Genomic DNA, 19,211 nt, shown 5'->3' with positions numbered 1-19,211 from the left:
CCCGTCGGACGACCACGGCCCGTCGACCGGTGTGCACCGGCCGGCGGGCCTGAGTCTTCGGGACCGAAGGCGCCGGACGACGGCCGACGGCGAACGGACGACGGCGACCGTCAGCGGGTCTGGTCGGCGACCGGGGCGCTGCCGCTGCCGGCTCGGTCGTCGCGGACGTACACCAGCATGTCGCCGGTCTCGATGGCGGTGGCGGCCTGGTCGGAGAGCGAGACCACCTTGCCCCGCCGGACCAGCGCGATGACCAGGGCCTCCAGCCGACGCGGCGAGACACCGACCTCGTCCCGGGTGGCCGAGCGCATCGCCAGCGCCATGCCCTGGCCGGGGGTGAGCAGGTCCTCGACGACGTCGATCAGCGGCGGAGCCGAAGTGGAGACGCCGAGCAGCCGGCCGGCGGTCGCCGACGAGACGATGACGTGGTGCGCCCCGCTCTGCCGCAGCAGCGGGGCGTTCTCCGCCTCCCGGGCGGCGGCGATGATCCGGACCTGACCGGCGGTGAGCTGCCGTACGGTCAGCGTGACCAGTACGGAGACCTCGTCGCTGTCGGTCGCGATGATCACGGACTTCGCGTGTCGTACGTGCGCCTCGTTCAGCGTCGCCGACCGGGTGGCGTTGCCCTCGACCACCACCAGGCCGGCCGAGGTGGCCTGCCGGACGGCTGCCGGATTGCGTTCGACGACGAGGATCCGTTGCTTGTCGAAGCCGGTTTCGAGCAGTGCGGAGATCGCGCTACGGCCCTTGGTGCCGTAGCCGCAGATGATGACGTGGTCCTTCACTTGTCTCCTCCACCGCGTCAAGCGGAGGTTGGTGCGGTACTGCTCGGTCAGGACTTCCAGGGTGGTGCCGACCAGGATGATCAGGAAGAGCACCCGGGCCGGGGTGATCACAAGGACGTTGATCAGCCGGGCGCCCTCGGTCACCGGCGTGATGTCGCCGTATCCGGTGGTGGAGAGGGAGACCACCGCGTAGTAGAAGGAATCGAGGAGGGTGATCCCGTCCTCGTTGACGTCACGATAGCCGTCCCGGTCGAGGTAGACGACCGCGACGATCAGCAGCACGAGGCCGATCGCGGCGGCGAGCCGCTGGCTCAGCGCCCGCAGTGGCCCCCGGCGGATGGCCGGAAAGTGGATCACCGCCCACCCCGCCTCATCGCCGCCCCCGCCCGCACGCCCACAACATAGCCGGGATCATCGCACCGGGCTGGCCGGGTGCCCGGATCGGGGCCGACAAGCCGGGTTGTGGCCGGCCGTCCCGCCATGCATCGAGCTGAAATTTTGGTGAGATACGTTGCGCTGGGTGCCTCCGAATTAGCACGCTGTGACGTCAGATGCGGTTATTCGCCCAACCGAACCCCGCGCCCACCGCTCTGCCCCCGTCGCCTGGAGGTGCCGTGACCACGCTGCCCGCAGTTCCCGACCTGGCCGCCGGGACGGTGCTCCAGCTCCGCCAGGAGGACTGGCGCTACGGCGGCCACCCGCTCCGGCTCCGGGTCGAGCAGGTCCGGCACGACATCTCCCACTACTACCAGGACGAGTGGGTCTGGATCGTCGGCGAGCGGCTCGACCGGGACGGCGGGACGCAGGGTCGGATCGAGGCGCTGGTCAGGGTCGCGGCGCTGATCGGGCCCGTCCAACCCGCGGAGCCGGCGCGCGACATGTCTGGCCGGCTCTCCTGAGCCGGCCAGAACATGTCAGGTCGAGTTCGGCGAGCCGCCTCGGTTACTAGCAGAACGCCTCTTCGTAGACGCCGTCACCGTCGTCGTCCAGCCACGTGTCCGTCAGGTTGTCCAAGGACATCCAGCCCGAGGTGGAAGTACCCTCGACCCGGCCGTACACCCACAGGTTCCCGTAGTCGTTCACATAGAGGCAGTGGTAGAAGATTTCGGTGCCCTTGGGGACGCTCCTGATGGTGCCGCAATCGGAATAGGGCGCCACCTTGAGATTGTAGGTCCCCTTCATGACGCCGGATCCCTCGCCGTTGACGCTGTGGCTGGGGCTGGTGCAACTCGGCGCGGCGACCGCCGGCGTCGGGACCACCAGGGCGGCAAGAGCTGCCAGTACGACGGCCAGCACCACGCCACCCGCGCGAACTCGCGTGGCCCCGGAGTTTACGAACCTCATCATGATCTCCCCCGTTCACTGGTCGGACAACTGCCGCAGCAGAAATGTGGAAACGAATCCATAACTGAATCCTCGTCACTGACGGACTTCGATTCAAATGCAATATGTGTATGGCGGACATAAGACTGCGGCATAGATCGGCGGCGGGTCCGCGGACCACCGCCCGGCTCGGCCCGGTCCGACCCGGCCGGGACCGGGTGGCGGGAGCGGGACCTTACGGTGGAGGCCCTCGGATCGGTTCGGAGGCTTGCGCCCACCTCGATCCTGTGAAAATTTCCTTCCAGCAACACGCGTACGTCGACACAAACCGCCGACCACTGACCGTCGTGTCCACTCCCGCCCCCGGGGAGCCCGACGAAGGGACGCACCGCATGAAGCCGTATCGGATCGCAGCCGCCGGGCTGGCCGTGGCGCTGCTCGGCTCGCTGGCCGCCGCCACCCCCGCGAACGCCGCACCCGCGACCGCCACCAGTGCCACCACCGCAGCCGCCCGTACCGACTGCCCAACCGATCCCGCCACCCCGAAACGGCAGTTCCGGGCGATGTGGATCGCGAGCGTCGTCAACATCGACTGGCCGACCAAGGCGTCGTACACGGCGCCGGACCGGGTCGCCGCGCAGCAGGCCGAGTACACCGGCTGGCTCGACCTGGCCCAGCGGCTGAACCACAACGCGGTGGTCGTGCAGGTCCGACCGACCGCCGACGCCTTCTGGCCGTCGCCGCACGAGCCGTGGTCGGAGTACCTGACCGGGGTGCGCGGCCAGGACCCGGGCTGGGACCCGCTGGCGTACCTGGTCGCCGAGTCGCACAAGCGGAACCTGGAGTTCCACGCCTGGTTCAACCCGTACCGGATCTCCATGCCGGACGGTGCCGGCGCCGACCTCGACAAGCTCGCCCCCGGCCACCCGGCCCGGGAGAACCCGGACTGGGCGGTCGCCTACCCGGTCAACGCGGCCGGCTCGCGGCTCTACTACAACCCCGGCATCCCCGAGGTACGCCAGTTCGTCCAGACCGCCATGCTCGACGCGGTCAAACGGTACGACATCGACGGCGTGCACTTCGACGACTACTTCTACCCCTACCCGGCGGCCGGGCAGGACTTCGCCGACCAGGCCACCTTCGAGGAGTACGGTGCCGGCTTCGCCAGCAAGGCGGACTGGCGGCGGCACAACATCGACCTGCTGGTCCAGGAGATGGCCCAGCGGATCAAGGCGACCAAGCCGTGGGTGAAGTTCGGGGTCAGCCCGTTCGGCATCTGGCGGAACGCCTCGGCCGACCCGCTCGGCTCGCAGACCAACGGCACCCAGTCCTACGACGCCAACTTCGCCGACACCCGCAAGTGGGTGAAGGAGGAGTGGATCGACTACATCGTGCCGCAGGTCTACTGGAACATCGGCTTCGCGGTAGCCGACTACGCCAAGCTGGTCCCGTGGTGGTCGGAGGTGGTCGCCGGGACCCGGGTGCAGCTCTACATCGGGCAGGCGGACTACAAGATCGCCGAGCCGGCCCAGCCGGCGCCCTGGCAGGACCCGGCCGAGATGTCGAGGCACCTGACCTTCAACCGGGACCATCCGCAGGTCGCCGGCAACATCCACTTCAGCGCGGTGCAGGTCCGGGCCAACAAGCTCGGCGCCACCGACATCTACGCCGCCGAGCACTACTCCCGGCCGGCGCTGATCCCGACCATGCCGCACCTGGCCGCCAGGCCGCTGATGTTCCCGGTGCTGACCGGCGCGTCCCGGCAGGCCGACGGGGTACGGCTGCGCTGGCGGCAGCCGGCGGACGGGCTCGGCCCGTTCGGCCGGGCGACCTCGTACGCGATCTACCGGTTCGACGGGATCGACCTCCCCGGCTCCTGCGGCTTCGCCGACGCCGGCAACCTGGTCGGCACCGTCCGGGCCGACGGCTCGGGCGCGCAGTCCTGGCTGGACGGGACCGCCGAGCCGGGTCGGCGGTACAGCTACTACGTGACCGCGCTGGACCGGCTGGCCAACGAGAGCCAGCCCAGCCCGCCGTGGTTCGTGCTCCGCTGAGCGGAACCGGCCGGCACCGACACCGCGAATGCTCCGGGGTACGGCACCCCGGAGCATTCGCCTGTTCTGGCGCTGTCTACGAAAATAAAGGTCGGGTAGAGATCGGCGGGCGACGATGCCCGGAGACTGTCATCACGTAGATCACCTACCGGTGACAGCTCCGTCCCGCCCGGGTCTCCCACGAGGGGGCCCTTCTATCCGGAGGTACGCGCCTTGTCCCGTCGCCTGCTCACGACCCTGACCGCCGGTGCGTTCGCCGTACTGGCGCTGCTCGGGTACGCCTCGCCCGCCGCCGCCGCGGTGACCCCCGAACAGAAGCTCGCCGTGCTGTCGAGCTGGACCCAGACCAGCGCCAGCAGCTACAACGCCTGGAACTCGGCCCGCACCAACCAGGCCGCCTGGGCCGAGTACGCCTTCAACTGGAGCACCGACTACTGCTCGTCCAGCCCGGACAACCCGCTCGGGTTCAACTTCGAACTCTCCTGCTACCGGCACGACTTCGGTTACCGCAACTACAAGGCGGCCGGCCAGTTCGACCCGAACAAGGCCCGGCTGGACAGCGCGTTCTACGAGGACCTGCGTCGGGTCTGCGCGACGTACAACGCCTTCGTCCGTCCGGCCTGCTACAGCCTGGCCTGGACGTACTACCAGGCCGTACGCGCGTTCGGCTCCGTGATCATCAGCCAGTCCGACCTGGACAGGGCGGCGAAGCTCAAGGCCGACGGCGAGCGCCGGGCGGCCGCCGCCGCACCCCGCTGACCTCGGCGTCCTCGCCGCACTGCCCATCGCACTGAGCCGGTCGGGACCGGCGCCGATTGCCGTCGGCGCCGGTCCCGACGCCGGTTCCCGGGCGGGTTGGCGCCGGGGCGGGTCAGATGGAGCGCCGCGCCAACGGCCGTCGACGCGCCCGGCCCGGTGCTTGGGCCGTCCGGCGCACGTTGCCGGACTGCCCCGCTGGCGTGTCCGGTTCGGAAGCCCGCGCCCCGGTGGTCCCGCCGGTCGCCGGCGGTCCGGCGCGGCCGGCCAGGCTGCCGACCGGACGCGCCCAGGTGAGCCGCTGGTTCGTCGGCCGGGCCCGGGCCGGTGGCGGCGGGTCGGCGGCCACGGCCCTGCGGGCCGGTGGTGTCGGCGGCCCGGCGGACCCTACCGCGCCCGCCGAGCCGGGACACCGCCACCGGTGTCCGCACCGGCAGTACCGCCAGAGTCGGCGCCAGTCCCGGCGATGTCGTTCGGGTGTACGGCGTAACCAGCTCATCTCGCGACCCCCTCCGCGTTGGCTGTGGAGGCGGGGACCGCTCGTGCGGTGCCGGCTGCGAGCGGTCCCCGCGCGGGTCCGCTCTCCCCCCGAGAAACGACCCCCGGAGCGGTCCCGTCGGTGACAGTCTGGTGTAGAGGCAAATACCGTGAAGGATGATCCGGAACGTTTGCGCAGTTTGGCCGCGGCGTGCGCGTAGTCGTGAGTGGGCCGCGTAGATACCGACACATTTCGAGTGGAGGGTGCGTGATGGGCGCGGCGGTGGACCTGCTGGTCGAGGAGTTGATCGAGGCGCGGACGTCCCGGGCGATGACCCAGGAGGAGTGGGCACGTACGGTCAAGTTCTCTCCGACGCACGTCAGCTCGGTGGAGACGCGGCACCGGCCACCGACCGGCGAGTACGTGGCGGCCGTGGACCGGGCGTTCCAGACGGGGGGCGCCTACACGCGGCTCCTGGTCCGGCTCGCCAGTTTCGACAGCGCGCCGATCTGGCTGCGGGACTGGATCGAGATCGAGCGGGAGGCGGTACTGCTCCGCTGGTTCGAGCCGGCGTACGTGCCCGGGTTGTTGCAGACCGAGGCGTACGCCCGGGCGACCCTGGCCGGCGGCCGGTTCACCGCCGAGGAGATCGACCGGCACGTCGCCTCCCGGCTGGCCCGGCAGGCGATCCTCAACCGGGACGTCCCGCCGCAGCTCATCGCGGTGATCGACGAGGCGGTACTGCGCCGGCCGGCCTCCGGGCATCCCGGGCTGATGCGCGAACAGGTGGACCGGATCATCGCGCTCGCCGAACTGGACCACGTCCAGGTGCAGGTCGTGCCGGCGAGCACCGGGATCTACCTCGGACTGGCCGGGCAGTTCATCGTCGCCGAGATGCCGGACGACAGCCGGGTCGGATACGCCGACAACCAACTCAAGGCACAAATCGTGGATCAACCGGGTGAAATTGTTAGACTCGTGCGAATGTGGGAAGTCGTGCGCAACTACGCCCTTCCCCTTAAACAGTCACTCGAATTGATCAAGGAAGTGTCAAAGATATGGACCTAACTCGGGCGCTGTGGCGCAAGTCGACCCGGTCCGGTGGCAACGGTGGTGCGTGCGTCGAGGTGGCGGACAACCTGTCGGAGGTGGTCGCCGTCCGGGACAGCAAGGATCCGACCGGTCCGGTCCTGGCGTTCCGCCCCGAGTCCTGGCGGATATTCGTCGATCTCACGAAGGCCCGCTGACCGCTGCCCGCTCCGATGCTCCCGCACCCACCCGGGTACGGGAGCATCGCCGTCCTCGCCACCCGACCCCCGGCCGCGCGACCTCGGCACGGCCGGCGCGGTGCCGCTCCGCCCGGGTCAGCGCTCGGCCTCCCGGGGCGTGTCGACACTCTCCCGGGGCCGTGGCCGCTGGGCCGGGGTCTCGACGTGGGAGAACCGGATCGAGCCGGCCGCCAGGTCGGGATGGTCGACCTCCAGAGCCACCGCCGCCGCCTCCTCCAGGGTCAGTTCGGCCCCGGCCGCGTACGCCGTGTCGAAGGCCGCGTCCCCCATCAGGTTCCGCAGCGCCGTCTGCTCCTGGAGCCAGTACGCCCCGAACGTGCCCGGGGTGCAGCGCATCGCCGAACGGGTGAGCTGGGCCGCGCCGAAGAGCCGCGCCGCCGACCTCGGGTCCCCACCGCCGGCACAGCGCACCGCGATCGCGTTGACCGTGTCGCACGCCCTGGCCAGATAGCCGTAGCTCATCCGGGACCGCAGCGCGACGACCAGGTGGTCGTGCGCGGCGACGAGATCACCCCGGGCCAGCGCCACCATCCCGAGCAGCATGTCGACGGAGCGCTTGCCGCGCTCGGTCGGCCGGCTCGCCTCCACCGGCCGGGCCGCGCCGAGCAGCTCGGCCGCCTCGTCCAGGGCACCCCGGCGCCAGAGCAGCTCCGCCAGGCTGTAGACGGCGAGCAGCGCCTCACCGGCCACGCCCTCCGTCTCGGCCTCGGCGATCACCTCCCGGCACACCCGCTCGGCCTCGGCGAACTGTCCCATGTCGATCAGCGGTGCGGCCCGGCCGGCCAGTACCCGGGTCAGCAACCCCGCGTCGCCGGCCTGCCGGGCGGCCGACTCGGCCCGCTGCGAGAAGCGCAGCTCCTCGGCGAACTCACCGTCCGCGCCGGCATGCTGCGAGTGCATGTGGTACGCCGCCGCCAGCTCCGCCTCGGGGATCTGCTCGCCGGTCTCGGCGATCCGGCCGTAGAGCCGGAACAGCCACAGCCGCCCCTCCCGGGCCAGCCCCCGCTCCCGCCACCACTCGTCCAGCCCGCTGGCGAGTTGCAGCCCCTGCCGGGCGCTGCCGCCGGTGACCGTCCAGCGCAGCGCGGCCCGCAGCTCGTCGGCGAGCGGGTCGAGCGCGTAGAGGGAGAGGGTGACCGGGCGGTCGTCCGGGCCCAGGTAGGCCCGCTGCAACGCGTGCAGCGACCAGGCCACGTGCCGGTCCCGGGCGGTCTGCTCCTCCCCCGCGTCCACCAGCCGGCGCGCCGCGTACGCCCGGATCGGGTCGAGCATCCGGTAGGTGCTGCCGGAGACGTTCGGCTCGGCCTGGATCATCGACTTGTCGACCAGCACCGAGAGCGGGTCGAGCGGGTCGTCGTTGAGCAGCCACTCGACGGTGACCAGGTCGACCGGGCCGGAGAAGACCGCCAACCAGCGCAGCAGCCGGGCCGCCCGGGGGCCGAGCGTCCGGTACGACCAGGTGACCGTGGCCTGCATGGTCACGTGCCGCTGGGTGGCCGAACGCTGCACCGCGCGGGCGCCGGCGGGTGGCGCCACCCCCCGGGCCGCCGCCGCCAGGTCCACGGTGTCCTGCTGGTTGGCCGACCAGGTCCGGACAGCCGCCGGGGCGGGTTCCACATCGTCCCGGCCCGCGTCCAGGGCACCGAGTACGTCGTCCAGCCGTTCGGCGAGCTGGCTGGCGGAGAGCACCCGCAGCCGGGCGGCGGCCAGCTCGATCGCCAGCGGCAGCCCGTCCAGCCGGGTCACCACCCGTTGCAGGTCGGCCGACTCGGCCGGGCCGGACCGGCGCCCGCCCCGGGCCGCCGCGGTCCGGTCGAGCAGCAGGGTCACCGCCTCGCTCGGACCGCCGCCGGGCGCCGGGTCGACGGAGAGTGGCGGAATGCGCCAGATCACCTCACCGGGCAGCCCCAGCGATTCCCGGCTGGTGGCGAGCACCCGCACGCCGCTGCCACCGGCCAGGAGTCGTGAGATCACCTCGGCGCAGGCGGCCGGCTGGGCGTCGCAGGTGTCGAGCACGACCAGCATCCGCCGGGACGCGGCGAACTCGACCAGCGTCTCCAGCATCGGCCGGCCCGGCTCCGGCCGCAGCCCGAGGACCGCGGCGACCGCGAAGGCGACCAGCCCGGGATCGGTCACGGTGGCGATGTCGACGAACCAGACCCCGTCCGGGTACGACTCGACCACGCCGCCGGCCAACTCGACCGCGAGCCGGGTCTTGCCGGCACCACCGGCACCGACCACCGTCACCAGCCGGTGGGAGTCGATGAGCTGGTCCAGCTCCTCCCGCTCGGCCTGCCGGCCGACGAACGAGGTGACCTGGGTCGGCAGGTTGTGCGGGATCGCGTCGGCCGTACGCGGACGGGGGAACTGGCGCTCCAGCCCGGGGGCGACGAGTTGGAAGAGCCGCTCCCGGTCGTCGAAGCCGCGCAGCCGGTGCAGGCCGAGGTCGAGCAGGGAGGCACCCGGCGGCAGCGGTGCGGCGTGCTTGGCGGTCGCACCGGAGCAGAGCACCTGGCCACCGTGCGCGGCGGCGGCGATCCGGGCGGCCCGGTGCACCTCGGCGCTGGCGTACTCCCCGTCGCGCGGCTCGGCGTGCCCGGTGTGCAGTCCCATCCGGACCCGTGGGGTGGCCTCCGGCGTCGGCCACTCGTGGTTGTTCAGCGCGCGCTGTGCGGCCAGCGAGGCGTCGAGCGCGGACGAGGCGTCGGCGAACGCGACGAAGAACGAGTCGCCCTCGGTGAAGAGTTCGGTCCCGTCACTGGCGGCCAGCGTCGCGCGCAGCAGGCGCCGGTGCTCGCTCAGCACCGGCCGGTAGCCCGGCCCGAGCATCTGGGCCAGCCTCGTGGAGCCCTCGATGTCGGTGAACATGAATGTCACCAACCCGCTCGGCAGGTGGATCCGTGCTGACATGCCTGGAACCTCCCGCCCCCTGGAAGTCGCGTTCATGCTGCCGCATATTTACGGGTTGGCCCATCGTAGAAACGGACGGCGCGACCCCGTACCAAGGTGCTAACCGGGGACTGTGCCACGAAACCGACATCACGGTCGCGAACTGTCCTCACTGTCCGGAACGGGAGGGGGCCGGGTCCGGACAGCCGGGTTACGGCCTCAGCAGCCGCAACCCCCGCCGCAGCAGCCGCCGCCGCTGGGGGCCGCCGGCGCCGGGGCGGAGCCGCCCGCGCCGCGACCGGTGAAGGCGACCGTCGACAGTAGTTTGACCGTGTCGTCGTGCCCTCGGGGGCAGGACGCCGGAGCCGAGGCCTCGGCCATCGGCCGGTTCATCTCGAAGGTGTCGCCGCAGGCGCGGCAACGGAACTCGTACCGGGGCATACCAACAGCGTACGGCCAGACCTGACGTTCGACGGTCGATGGGTAATACTCGACGGGTGGCGGAGCGCGAGGAGACTTCTACGACTCGACCACTGCGACCCGCGGCACCGGTCTTCGACGGGCCGCTGGCCAGCTCGGGTGCCGCCCCGGATCCGGACTTCGATCCGCCGTCGGTCGCCGTGCCGCGCCCGCGCGCCGAGGCCGAACCCGTCCCGCCCGCCGAGCCGAAGCCGGCCACCGAGACCGAGCCGGCCGACGGAACCCGGCCGAAGGCGACCGCCGGGGCCGAGCCGGCCACCGAAAACGAGCCGAAGCCGACCGCCGAGGCCGAGCCGAAGCCCACCGCCGAAACTGAGTCGAAGCCGACCGCCGAGGCCGAGCCGAAGCCCACCGCCGAGCCGAAGCCGGACTCCGCCGCCGAGGCCGAGCCGGTCACCGGCGGCGAGCCGGCGTCCGGCTCCACCGCCACCTCCGGAACCTCCACGTCGGCGGCCGGCACGCCCGCGACCGCCGTGACGGCGGCGAGCGCTGCCGCCACACCTACGGCCACGACCGCCCCGGCGGGCAAGCCGGGCGAGACGGTCATCGACCTCGACGTACCCGCCACCGCGCCGGCCGGGCGAAACCGGCGGATCCGGGTCCGGTTCGCGCACGCGGTCTCCCGCTGGCCGTCACCCGGGGCGGTACGCGCCTGGTCGAAACGGCCGAGTGGCCGGCTCACCCTGCCGGCGCTGCTGCTCTTCGCCCTGGTCGCCACGACCGGTGCCGCGGGCGCCTTCCTGATCCCGGCCACCGCGCGCCAGGCCCGGCCGGTGGACGCGGGTGCCGCCACGAGCCTGCCACCGCCCTCACCGACCGCGCCCGGGTTTCCCGTCGGTCCCGGCGGGCTGCCCTCGGGGCTGCCGAGCCCACCGGCGTTCGGTACGCCGAGCGTGCCGGCACCGCCCTGGAACGCGACCGGCGGCCGCCCCTCCGACGTACTCGCCGGCTGGGCCGGGCAGATCGGGCCCCGGGTCGGGATCTCCACTACCGCGCTTCAGGCGTACGGCTACGCCGAACTGCGGGTCGGCCAGACGACGCCCGGCTGCCAGCTCCGCTGGACCACGTTGGCCGCGATCGGCCAGGTGGAATCCGGACACGGGCGGGCGAACGGGGCGGTCCTCGGCGCGAACGGGATCGCCGCGCCGGAGATCATCGGCCTGCCGCTGGACGGCAACGGCGGCCGGATGCGGATCATGGACACCGAGGACGGCCGGCTCGACCGGGACGCCACCTACGACCGTGCGGTCGGACCGATGCAGTTCATCCCGACCACCTGGGAGGAAATCGGGGCCGACGCCGACGGCGACGGGGTGAAGAACCCGCACAGCATCGACGACGCGGCTCTGGCGGCCGGTAACTATCTGTGCAAGGGAGGCCGCAACCTGTCGGTCGCCTCGGACTGGTGGAGCGCCATCCTTTCCTACAATGACGTGCGGCCATATGCCCAAGCGGTGTTCAACGCGGCCAACAAGTACGGCACAGACAGTAGAACTTAGCGTAATGTCCTCGACACATTGACGAACTGGGCACTTTCGCCAGGCTGCGGTTGACGGCAAGCTAGACGGGTGATGGTGCGCGAGTGGGATCCCCGGACCGCCCCGGCCGCCGAGATCGAGTCCTTCCTGGACGCGCTCAACGCGGTTTTCGCGGCCGACCTACCGGAGGACCCCCTGTGGGAGAACGGCATGCTCCGGGAGTACCTCTGCGAGGTGATGCCCGGCGAACGCCGCATCTCCTGGATCGCCCAGGACGAGCCCTCGGCCGACGGCCAGCCGGGGCGCATCCTCGGGCACACCCACGTACTCCTGCTGGGTGACATCGGCGTGCTGGAGGTGATGGTGCATCCGGCGGCCCGGCGCAGCGGGCTCGGACGCAGGCTGATCGCCACGGCCGCCCGGCGGACCTACCAGGAGGGCTTCCGGTCGATGGGCGTCGAGGTCATCGGCGACACCCCCGCGGTCGGGTTCTACGAGGCCCTCGGCTTCGTCCGGGAGTACGAGGAGGACCGCAGCGTGCTGCGGCTCGGCACGGTCGACTGGGCCGCGCTCGGCGACATGGCCCAGGGAATCGGTCCCGGATACCGTCTGGAGTTCTGCCCGGGCGGGCCGCCGGACGAGTTGATCGAGGCGTACGCCATGGCGAAGGCCGAGACGCGCGACATTGACGACGGTGACCTGGATCTGCGCCCCAGTTCGCACGATCCGCAGCGCCTCCGGGACAGCCTGAACTGTCTGCACCGGCGCGGCATGAAGCCGTACATCGTGCTGGCGATCGAGGAGAAGACCGGCGTGGTCGCCGGACTCACCGAGGTCGTCGTGCCGGCCCAGCATCCGACCCGGGCCGACCAGTGGGACACCATCGTCGGCCAGGAGCACCAGGGCTACGGAATCGACCGGGCGATGAAGGCGCGGATGCTCTTCGAACTGCGTTCGGCCGAGCCGAAGCTCTCCGAGGTGCAGACCTGGAACGCCCGGACCAACGAGGCGATGCGGGCCGTCAACGCCGACCTGGGCTTCCAGGCCGACCGGGAGTGGTACGAGTACGGCGTCGACGTCGCCGAGCTGGTGCACCGGCTGGACGCCGGCAACTGAGCGCGGCGGGGCGGGCCGGTTCGGCCGGCCCGCGCACCCCCGGGTCGCTCAGTAGCGGTCGCGGAGCATCCGGGCCGCCTCGACGGCCCAGTAGCTGAGGATGATCTGCGCCCCGGCCCGACGGATCGAGGTCAGCGTCTCCAGTACCGCCCGGTCGCGGTCGATCCAGCCGTTGGCCGCGGCGGCCTCGACCATCGCGTACTCACCGGAGATCTGGTAGGCGGCGACCGGCACGTCCACCTCGGCCCGGACGGCGGCGAGCACGTCGAGGTAGGGCAGGGCCGGCTTCACCATCACCATGTCGGCGCCCTCGGCGACGTCGAGGCGCACCTCCCGGAGCGACTCGCGCAGGTTGGCCGGGTCCTGCTGGTAGCTGCGGCGGTCGCCCTGCAACGACGACTCCACGGCGTCCCGGAACGGGCCGTAGAACGAGGAGGCGTACTTCACCGCGTACGCCAGGATGCTCGTGTCGGTGTGCCCGGCGGCGTCCAGCGCCCGGCGGACCACCCCGACCTGGCCGTCCATCATCCCGGAGGTGCCGACCATGTGCGCACCGGCCTCGGCCTGCGCCACCCCCAGCTTGGCGTACGCGGCCAGGGTGGCGTCGTTGTCGACGCTGCCGTCTCCGGCGAGCAGCCCGCAGTGCCCGTGCGAGGTGAACTCGTCCAGGCAGAGGTCGCTCATCACCACCGTGGCGTCGCCGACCTCGGCGATCACGTCCCGGATCGCCACGTTGAGGATGCCGTCCGGGTCGGTGCCGCCGGAACCGGTCTCGTCCTTCTGCGCCGGTATCCCGAAGAGCATGATCCCGCCGACGCCCGCGTGCACCGCCTCGGCCGCCGCCTTGCGCAGCGACTCCCGGGAGTGCTGCACCACGCCCGGCATCGAGGCGATCGCCCTCGGCTCGGCCAGCCCTTCCTTGACGAACATCGGCAGCACCAGCTCCGCCGGGGCGAGCCGGGTCTCCTCGACCAGCCGTCGGATCGCCGGGGACCGCCGCAACCGGCGCGGACGGATCTCTGGGTACGACATGACCACTCCTCACGACCGACCGGCCGACACCCGACCCGGCGTCTGCCGGGCCGCCCGGGCCGCCGACGGCCCTAGGGCCGATGGTGCCTGAAGGACCGAGCCTGCTTCACATCCGATGGTGCTACAGAAATCCGACAGAGATTACCGGAACCGCAGCGCGGTCGGGCCTTGAACCTTCGAACCCCGGCGCTGCTTGGCCGGCATCGCGGCGAGCTTCTCCCGCAGCTCCACCGCGTACGACGCCAGCGCCTCCACCAGGTCCGGCACCGAGGCGTGCGCCGGCTGGGCGTCCACCCGCAGGCCGAACTCGGTGGCGGTCTCCGCCGTCTTCGGGCCGATCACCGCGACCACCGTCCGGGCGTGCGGCTTGCCGGCGATGCCGACCAGGTTGCGCACGGTGGAGGAAGAGGTGAAGAGCACGGCGTCGAAGCCGCCCGACTTGATCGCGTCGCGGATCTCGGCCGGCGGCGGCGCCGCCCGCACCGTCCGGTAGGCGGTCACGTCGTCGACCTCCCAGCCGCGCTCGGTCAGCCCGGCCGCGAGGGTCTCGGTGGCGATGTCGGCGCGGGGCAGCAGTACCCGGCCGACCGGGTCGAGGATCTCGTCGTGCGGCGAGAACTCGGCGAGCAGCCCCTCCGAGGACTGCTCCCCGGACGGGACCAGCTCCGGCTGGATGCCGAACGCGCGTACCGCCTCGGCGGTCGGCTCACCGATGCAGGCGATCTTGACGCCGCCGAAGTGCCGGGCGTCGAGGCCGTGCTCGGCGAACTTCTCCCAGACCGCCCGGACCGCGTTCACCGAGGTGAAGATCACCCAGGCGTACCTGCCGTCGACCAGACCCTTGACCGCCCGCTCCATCTGGGCCGGGGTACGCGGCGGCTCGACCGCGATGGTCGGCACCTCGCACGGGATCGCGCCGTACTCGCGCAGTCGGGCGCTCATCACCCCGGCCTGTTCCTTGGTGCGCGGGACCAACACCTTCCAGCCGTACAGCGGGCGGTTCTCCCACCAGCTCAGCTTGTCCCGGTGCGGGACACCGGCGCCGAGGGTGAGCACCACCCGGCCGGTGAAGCCGAGCGCGGCGGCGACGAAGCTGTCCACCGTCGAGGTGGTGGTGTACTGCGTCTCCCCGGTGCCGTCCCCGGTCACCGCGACCGCGGTGGAGCCGTCCACCCCGACCGCGAGCAGCCCGTCCCGGACCGCGGCGAGGTCACCGGCGTCCACCGCCAGCGCGAGCGAGCCGCGGTTGACCGCCGCGGCCAGCGCCTCGAAGTCCATCGCGGTGACGTCGTCGACGTCGGCGGCGGTGCGTACCCCGGACAGCGGTACCCCGGCGTAGGTGGCCACCCCCTCGGCCTGGCCGACCCCCGGCACCACCTCGAAGTGCACGGCGGTACGCGCCACCGCCTGCACCTCCTTGACCACGGAGTCGTGCCCGAACGGGTCACCGGCGACCAGGTGCACGGCGGAGAGGCCGGAGCGGGCGGCCGACAGCAGCACCTTGGCCACGTCGCCCGGTGCCCCCTCGGCGGGGGTGAACTGCGCGTCCTCCTTGGCCTCGGCCTTGACGGCCGTGAGCAGGGCCTCGGGCACGCTGCGGTCGTATACCACCTGGTCGGCGTCGACCAGGGCGTCGTGCGCCCGGCGGGTCAGCAGGCCGGGGTCGCCGGGTCCGGCCCCGACGAACGCGATGCGGCCTGCGGGCTTACGGGTGCCGATCATTCTGTAGCTCCAAAATGCTGGGTCCTCGCGCCGGATTCCTTGGGCGCCCCGAGGATCGAGTCGGCGCCGAGGTCGAGGAGTTCGGCGGCCAGGGCCTTTCCGATCTCCGTCGCCTCGGCGGGCGTACCGGTGCGGGACAGCCGGATGTCACGGGTGCCGTCCGGACTGATCACCGCCCCGCGCAGGTAGATCTCCTCGCCGTCGTCGCCCTCGGCGACTTCGGCGTACCCGGCGACCGGGGCACTGCACCCGGCCTCCAGGGTAGCCAGAAATGCCCGTTCCGCAGTGATCGCGGCCCGGGTTGGGGCGTGGTCGAGCGCACCGAGCAGCTCGACCAGTTCCGAGTCGTCGACCCGGCACTCCACCGCCAGCGCACCCTGGGCGGGTGCCGGCAGCATCAGCATCGGGTCGAGGGTCTCGCTGATCTCGTCGGCCCGGCCGAGCCGGGCCAGTCCGGCCCGGGCCAGCACCACCGCGTCGAGATCCGCCTCCGCGCCGCGCACCCGGCCCACCCGGGTGTCCACGTTGCCGCGGATCGGCACCACCGTGAGCTGGAGCCCGAGCGCGTGCAGCTGGGCGATCCGGCGCAGCGCACCGGTGCCGACCGTGGCGCCGGGCGGCAGCTCGGCGAGGGTGCGCCCGTCCCGGGCGACCAGCGCGTCGCGCGGGTCCTCCCGGGGCGGTACCGCCGCGATGTGCAGCCCGGTCTCACCTGCCGTGGGCAGGTCCTTGTACGAGTGGACCGCGAAGTCGATCTCTCCGGCGAGCAGCGCGTCCCGCAGCGCCGAGACGAAGACCCCGACGCCCAGCCGGTGCACCGGGGCGTTGGAGCGGTCACCGGCCGTGACGACCTCGACCAGCTCGACCTGCCGGCCGGTCGCCGCCGTCACCGCCTCGGCGACGGTCCGGGACTGGGCGAGGGCGAGGGCGCTGCCCCGGGTGCCGAGCCGCAGCGCGGTCATGCCGGCACCTCGATCCGCTCGGCGAGGTCGGCCCACCCCGGGTCACCGGTCCGGCCGGCGCCGGCCTGAACCTCGGTCATCGTTCTCCTCCGGATTGCTGTCGGGGCACCGGTGCGCGCAGGGCCGGGCCGGCGTCCAGGTCGGCCTGACCGCCGACGGCCGGCAGGTCGCCGAGGCCGGGCAGGCCGGCGAGACCGGTCAGCCGGTTGCCGGCCGGTACCCCGGCCAGCTCGGCGGCGGCCAGTTCCGGCACGGTGTCCGCCTGTGAGGTGACCGGCACCTCCAGGTCGAAGAGTTCCCGGAGCAGGGCGGCGTACTGGTCGCCGCCGGGTTCGGCGGCGAGTTGCCGGACCCGTACCGTCGGCGAGTGCAGCAGCCGCTGCACCACCCGGTGCACCGTGTGGCTCACGTCGGCGCGCTGGTCGTCGGTGAGGTCGGGGCGGCGCTGGGCGAGCCGGCGCAGCTCTGCGGTGACCACCTCGTCGGCCCGGGCCCGCAGCGCGGCCACGGTCGGGGCGACGTCCGCACCGCGCAGCCAGGTGAGGAACGCCTCGACCTCGGAGCCGACGATCTGGGTGACGGCGGCGGTGTCGGCGGCGGCCGGGCCGATCGGCTGGGCCGCGGCGAGCCCGTCGATGTCGATCACCACCGTGCCGGGCAGCTCGGCGATCGCCGGTTCGATGTCCCGGGGTACGGCGAGGTCGAGCAGTACCAGCGGATCGGGCCGGTCGGCCGTGCGTTCCCGCAGCGCCCGGGCCACCGTCTCGCGGGTGAGGACCGGCTCGATCGACGCGGTGGCGGCGACTACTATGTCCACTGTGGAAAGGGCGGTCGGGAGTTCGGCGATCGGCACCGCCGACGCGCCGTACGCCTCGGCCAGCCGCAGCGCCCGGTCGTGGCCCCGGTTGCTGATCTCGACCGGACCGGCGCCCAGTCGGGAGAGTGTGGCCACGGCCAGCGCGCCCATCGAGCCGGCCCCGACCACCAGCACCTGGCGACCCTCGACGCTCCCGCCGAAGTGGGTGGCGGCCACGTCGAGCGCGGCGCTGACCACGCTCTGTCCGGCCCGGTCGATGTCGGTCTCGGCGTGCGCCCGCTTCCCCACCCGGAGGGCCTGCTGCATCAGCTCGTGCAGCAGCCGACCGGGCGCCTCGGCCTCGCTCGCGGCATGGTAGGCGTCGCGGAGCTGGCCGAGGATCTGCGCCTCGCCGACCACCATCGAGTCCAGCCCGGCGGCGACCCGGAAGGCGTGCTCCACCGCCGCGCCGTCGTAGTGCACGTAGAGGTGGTTGGCCAGCTCGGCCGGGGCGGCCCCGGCGTGCTCGGCCAGTACGGCGCAGATGTCTCCGAGCCCGCCGTGGAAGCCGGTGACGGCGGCGTAGACCTCGACCCGGTTGCAGGTCGAGACGACGACCGCCTCGCCGACGTAGGGCTGGGCGAGCAGCCGGGCGAGGATCTCCGGCAGCTCGGTGTTGGCCACCGCCAGCCGCTCCAGGATCGCGACCGGCGCGGTGCGGTGCGACGCACCGACGACGAGCAGGTTCATGAGCCGACCGCCTCCGCGTTCGTCGACCGGAGTGTCCCGGTGGGCGTTGCCTCGGTGGTGCCGGTGGCGGCGAGCCCGCCGGGCAGGGCCGTCAGCCCTGTCGTGGCCGCGCCGCCCAGGGTGCTGCCGTTCGCCGTGCCGAGCCCGGCGCCCGGACCGGCGGTCGCCGGCAACCCGGTCAGCGCCGCCTTGCGGTGCTCGTGGAAGGAGAGGATCTGTAGCTCTATGGCGAGGTCGACCTTGCGGACGTCGACCCCGTCCGGCACCGCCAGCACGCACGGGGCGAAGTTGAGGATGCTGGTCACCCCGGCCGCGACCAGTTGGTCGGCGACGCTCTGCGCGGCGGTGGCCGGGGTGGCGATCACACCGATCGCGATGCTCTCCTCGGCGGCCACCTGCGGCAGCTCGTCGATGTGCCGGACGACCAGCCCGTTGATCACCTCGCCGAGCCGGGCCGGGTCGGCGTCGAAGAGCGCCGCGATCCGGAAGCCGCGGCCGGCGAAGCCGGCGTAGCCGGCGAGGGCGTGACCGAGATTACCCACACCGACCAGGGCCACCGCCCGGCACTGGGTGAGCCCGAGCACGAACTCGATCTGGTCGATCAACAGGGCGACGTCGTAGCCCACGCCCCGGGTGCCGTACGACCCGAGCTGCGAGAGGTCCTTGCGTAGCTTCGCCGAGTTGACCCCGGCCGCCGTCGCCAGCTCCTCGCTGGAGACCGTGTCGTTACCGGATTCGGCGAGATTGTGCAGGGCACGGAGGTATTCGGGGAGCCGGGCGACCGTCGCCTCAGGGAGATCAGGAAGCGCCGGCACCGCACCGGCGCGGCCGGGCGTGCCTACAGGGCGGTGCTGATTCATGCGACTCCGTGCCGTGCGATCTTCGACCAGCCGGACCGGCGGGTCGTTTCGGGGCACCCGCTGGCGACCGCTGTGACCGGCTGTGCTAGCAGGGCTCGTCGGAGTAACAGAGTAGGCGCTTGTGAAGACACGCACAAATCGCGATCTTGATAGACCGCGATAACGCCTCACCTGGGCCTCCACTTACAAGATCAGTTCGCGACCCAACCGGAGCCGTCACGGCGATTATTACCTAAGTCCGACTTATCTGACCAACTCGCCACTACCACGCCGGCCGATCGACCGGCTCTTTCGGCCGATCCAGCAATCACGATGCGCCGCGAATTTCCTGACGTCCACCATTACATTCGGCGACAACCGTGGCAGCCCAAGCACATTCCCGGCGGCCGGAATCCCGGACCCGACCCGCGGCCGGGGTGGGCCACCCCGGCAGCCGGGGCA

Annotated in this window: 14 protein-coding genes and 2 pseudogenes; 7 read left to right on the top strand and 9 right to left on the bottom strand. The window is 72.2% G+C overall.

Going from position 1 to position 19,211, the window contains the following annotated elements:
- Positions 1-110: 110 nt before the first annotated feature.
- The gene (locus V1634_RS31595; RefSeq protein WP_331211361.1) at positions 111-1,142 is read right to left on the bottom strand and encodes a potassium channel family protein; all 1,032 of its coding nucleotides are present in this window, start codon (positions 1,140-1,142) and stop codon (positions 111-113) included.
- A gap of 257 nt (positions 1,143-1,399) precedes the next feature.
- On the opposite strand from V1634_RS31595, the gene V1634_RS31590 reads away from it, so the two are divergent.
- On the top strand, positions 1,400-1,684 hold the full coding sequence (locus V1634_RS31590) for a hypothetical protein (protein ID WP_331211360.1): 285 nt from the start codon (positions 1,400-1,402) through the stop codon (positions 1,682-1,684).
- 46 nt (positions 1,685-1,730) lie between these two features.
- Here the strand turns inward: V1634_RS31590 and V1634_RS31585 are convergent, their stop codons facing one another.
- Positions 1,731-2,081, bottom strand: a complete 351-nt coding sequence (locus tag V1634_RS31585; RefSeq protein ID WP_331211359.1) for a hypothetical protein — start codon at positions 2,079-2,081, stop codon at positions 1,731-1,733.
- A 419-nt stretch (positions 2,082-2,500) separates the two neighbouring features.
- Here V1634_RS31585 and V1634_RS31580 point away from each other — a divergent pair, with 419 nt between their 5' ends.
- From V1634_RS31580 to V1634_RS31565, 4 genes are all read left to right on the top strand, one after another.
- A complete protein-coding gene (locus V1634_RS31580) occupies positions 2,501-4,162 on the top strand; it encodes a glycoside hydrolase family 10 protein (protein ID WP_331211358.1) in 1,662 nt (553 codons plus the stop codon).
- Between the two features lie 213 nt (positions 4,163-4,375).
- Positions 4,376-4,921 carry a phospholipase gene (locus V1634_RS31575; protein WP_331211357.1) on the top strand — a complete coding sequence of 182 codons (546 nt, stop codon included), beginning with the start codon at positions 4,376-4,378 and terminating at the stop codon, positions 4,919-4,921.
- A 745-nt stretch (positions 4,922-5,666) separates the two neighbouring features.
- Positions 5,667-6,464 (top strand): helix-turn-helix domain-containing protein, encoded by a 798-nt coding sequence (locus tag V1634_RS31570; protein WP_331211356.1) that lies wholly within the window; start codon positions 5,667-5,669, stop codon positions 6,462-6,464.
- A complete protein-coding gene (locus V1634_RS31565; protein WP_331211355.1) occupies positions 6,455-6,643 on the top strand; it encodes a DUF397 domain-containing protein in 189 nt (62 codons plus the stop codon). The genes V1634_RS31570 and V1634_RS31565 overlap by 10 nt, the downstream gene beginning before the upstream one ends.
- 191 nt (positions 6,644-6,834) lie before the next feature.
- On the opposite strand, the pseudogene V1634_RS31560 reads toward V1634_RS31565, so the two are convergent.
- Positions 6,835-9,595 (bottom strand): annotated as a pseudogene (locus tag V1634_RS31560) (ATP-binding protein); the annotation flags it as partial.
- Positions 9,596-9,793: 198 nt separating this feature from the next.
- Positions 9,794-10,015 carry an FmdB family zinc ribbon protein gene (locus V1634_RS31555; protein WP_331211354.1) on the bottom strand — a complete coding sequence of 74 codons (222 nt, stop codon included), beginning with the start codon at positions 10,013-10,015 and terminating at the stop codon, positions 9,794-9,796.
- Between the two features lie 38 nt (positions 10,016-10,053).
- On the opposite strand from V1634_RS31555, the gene V1634_RS31550 reads away from it, so the two are divergent.
- Positions 10,054-11,553 carry a lytic transglycosylase domain-containing protein gene (locus V1634_RS31550; protein WP_407951882.1) on the top strand — a complete coding sequence of 500 codons (1,500 nt, stop codon included), beginning with the start codon at positions 10,054-10,056 and terminating at the stop codon, positions 11,551-11,553.
- 72 nt (positions 11,554-11,625) lie between these two features.
- Positions 11,626-12,648, top strand: coding sequence for a GNAT family N-acetyltransferase (locus V1634_RS31545; protein WP_331211419.1), 1,023 nt, complete (start codon positions 11,626-11,628; stop codon positions 12,646-12,648).
- A 48-nt stretch (positions 12,649-12,696) separates the two neighbouring features.
- On the opposite strand, the gene hemB is transcribed toward V1634_RS31545, so the two are convergent.
- The 5 genes and pseudogenes from hemB to V1634_RS31520 form a co-directional block, all read right to left on the bottom strand.
- Positions 12,697-13,680, bottom strand: coding sequence for a porphobilinogen synthase (gene hemB / locus V1634_RS31540; RefSeq protein ID WP_331211352.1), 984 nt, complete (start codon positions 13,678-13,680; stop codon positions 12,697-12,699).
- Between the two features lie 141 nt (positions 13,681-13,821).
- Positions 13,822-15,402, bottom strand: coding sequence for a bifunctional uroporphyrinogen-III C-methyltransferase/uroporphyrinogen-III synthase (locus V1634_RS31535; RefSeq protein WP_331211351.1), 1,581 nt, complete (start codon positions 15,400-15,402; stop codon positions 13,822-13,824).
- A complete protein-coding gene (gene hemC / locus V1634_RS31530; protein WP_331211350.1) occupies positions 15,399-16,364 on the bottom strand; it encodes a hydroxymethylbilane synthase in 966 nt (321 codons plus the stop codon). Before hemC ends, V1634_RS31535 begins: the two co-directional genes overlap by 4 nt.
- A 226-nt stretch (positions 16,365-16,590) precedes the next feature.
- Positions 16,591-17,910, bottom strand: a pseudogene (locus tag V1634_RS31525) (glutamyl-tRNA reductase); the annotation flags it as partial.
- Positions 17,907-18,770, bottom strand: a complete 864-nt coding sequence (locus V1634_RS31520; protein ID WP_331211349.1) for a redox-sensing transcriptional repressor Rex — start codon at positions 18,768-18,770, stop codon at positions 17,907-17,909. The pseudogene V1634_RS31525 and the gene V1634_RS31520, both read right to left, overlap by 4 nt.
- Positions 18,771-19,211: the final 441 nt, after the last annotated feature.

Origin of the sequence: Plantactinospora veratri, assembly GCF_036421995.1 — a bacterium.
GTDB classification, from domain to species: domain Bacteria; phylum Actinomycetota; class Actinomycetes; order Mycobacteriales; family Micromonosporaceae; genus Plantactinospora; species Plantactinospora veratri.
This window is presented reverse-complemented; position numbering and strand designations above follow the sequence as displayed.

Excerpts from the sequence above, each read along its gene's own strand:
- V1634_RS31520 (WP_331211349.1), bottom strand. The coding sequence starts at position 18,770 with ATGAATCAGCACCGCCCTGTAGGCACGCCCGGCCGCGCCGGTGCGGTG.
- V1634_RS31555 (WP_331211354.1), bottom strand. The coding sequence starts at position 10,015 with ATGCCCCGGTACGAGTTCCGTTGCCGCGCCTGCGGCGACACCTTCGAG.
- V1634_RS31580 (WP_331211358.1), top strand. The coding sequence starts at position 2,501 with ATGAAGCCGTATCGGATCGCAGCCGCCGGGCTGGCCGTGGCGCTGCTC.
- V1634_RS31545 (WP_331211419.1), top strand. The coding sequence starts at position 11,626 with ATGGTGCGCGAGTGGGATCCCCGGACCGCCCCGGCCGCCGAGATCGAG.
- V1634_RS31565 (WP_331211355.1), top strand. The coding sequence starts at position 6,455 with ATGGACCTAACTCGGGCGCTGTGGCGCAAGTCGACCCGGTCCGGTGGC.
- V1634_RS31570 (WP_331211356.1), top strand. The coding sequence starts at position 5,667 with ATGGGCGCGGCGGTGGACCTGCTGGTCGAGGAGTTGATCGAGGCGCGG.
- hemB (WP_331211352.1), bottom strand. The coding sequence starts at position 13,680 with ATGTCGTACCCAGAGATCCGTCCGCGCCGGTTGCGGCGGTCCCCGGCG.
- V1634_RS31550 (WP_407951882.1), top strand. The coding sequence starts at position 10,054 with ATGGGTAATACTCGACGGGTGGCGGAGCGCGAGGAGACTTCTACGACT.
- V1634_RS31535 (WP_331211351.1), bottom strand. The coding sequence starts at position 15,402 with ATGATCGGCACCCGTAAGCCCGCAGGCCGCATCGCGTTCGTCGGGGCC.
- hemC (WP_331211350.1), bottom strand. The coding sequence starts at position 16,364 with ATGACCGCGCTGCGGCTCGGCACCCGGGGCAGCGCCCTCGCCCTCGCC.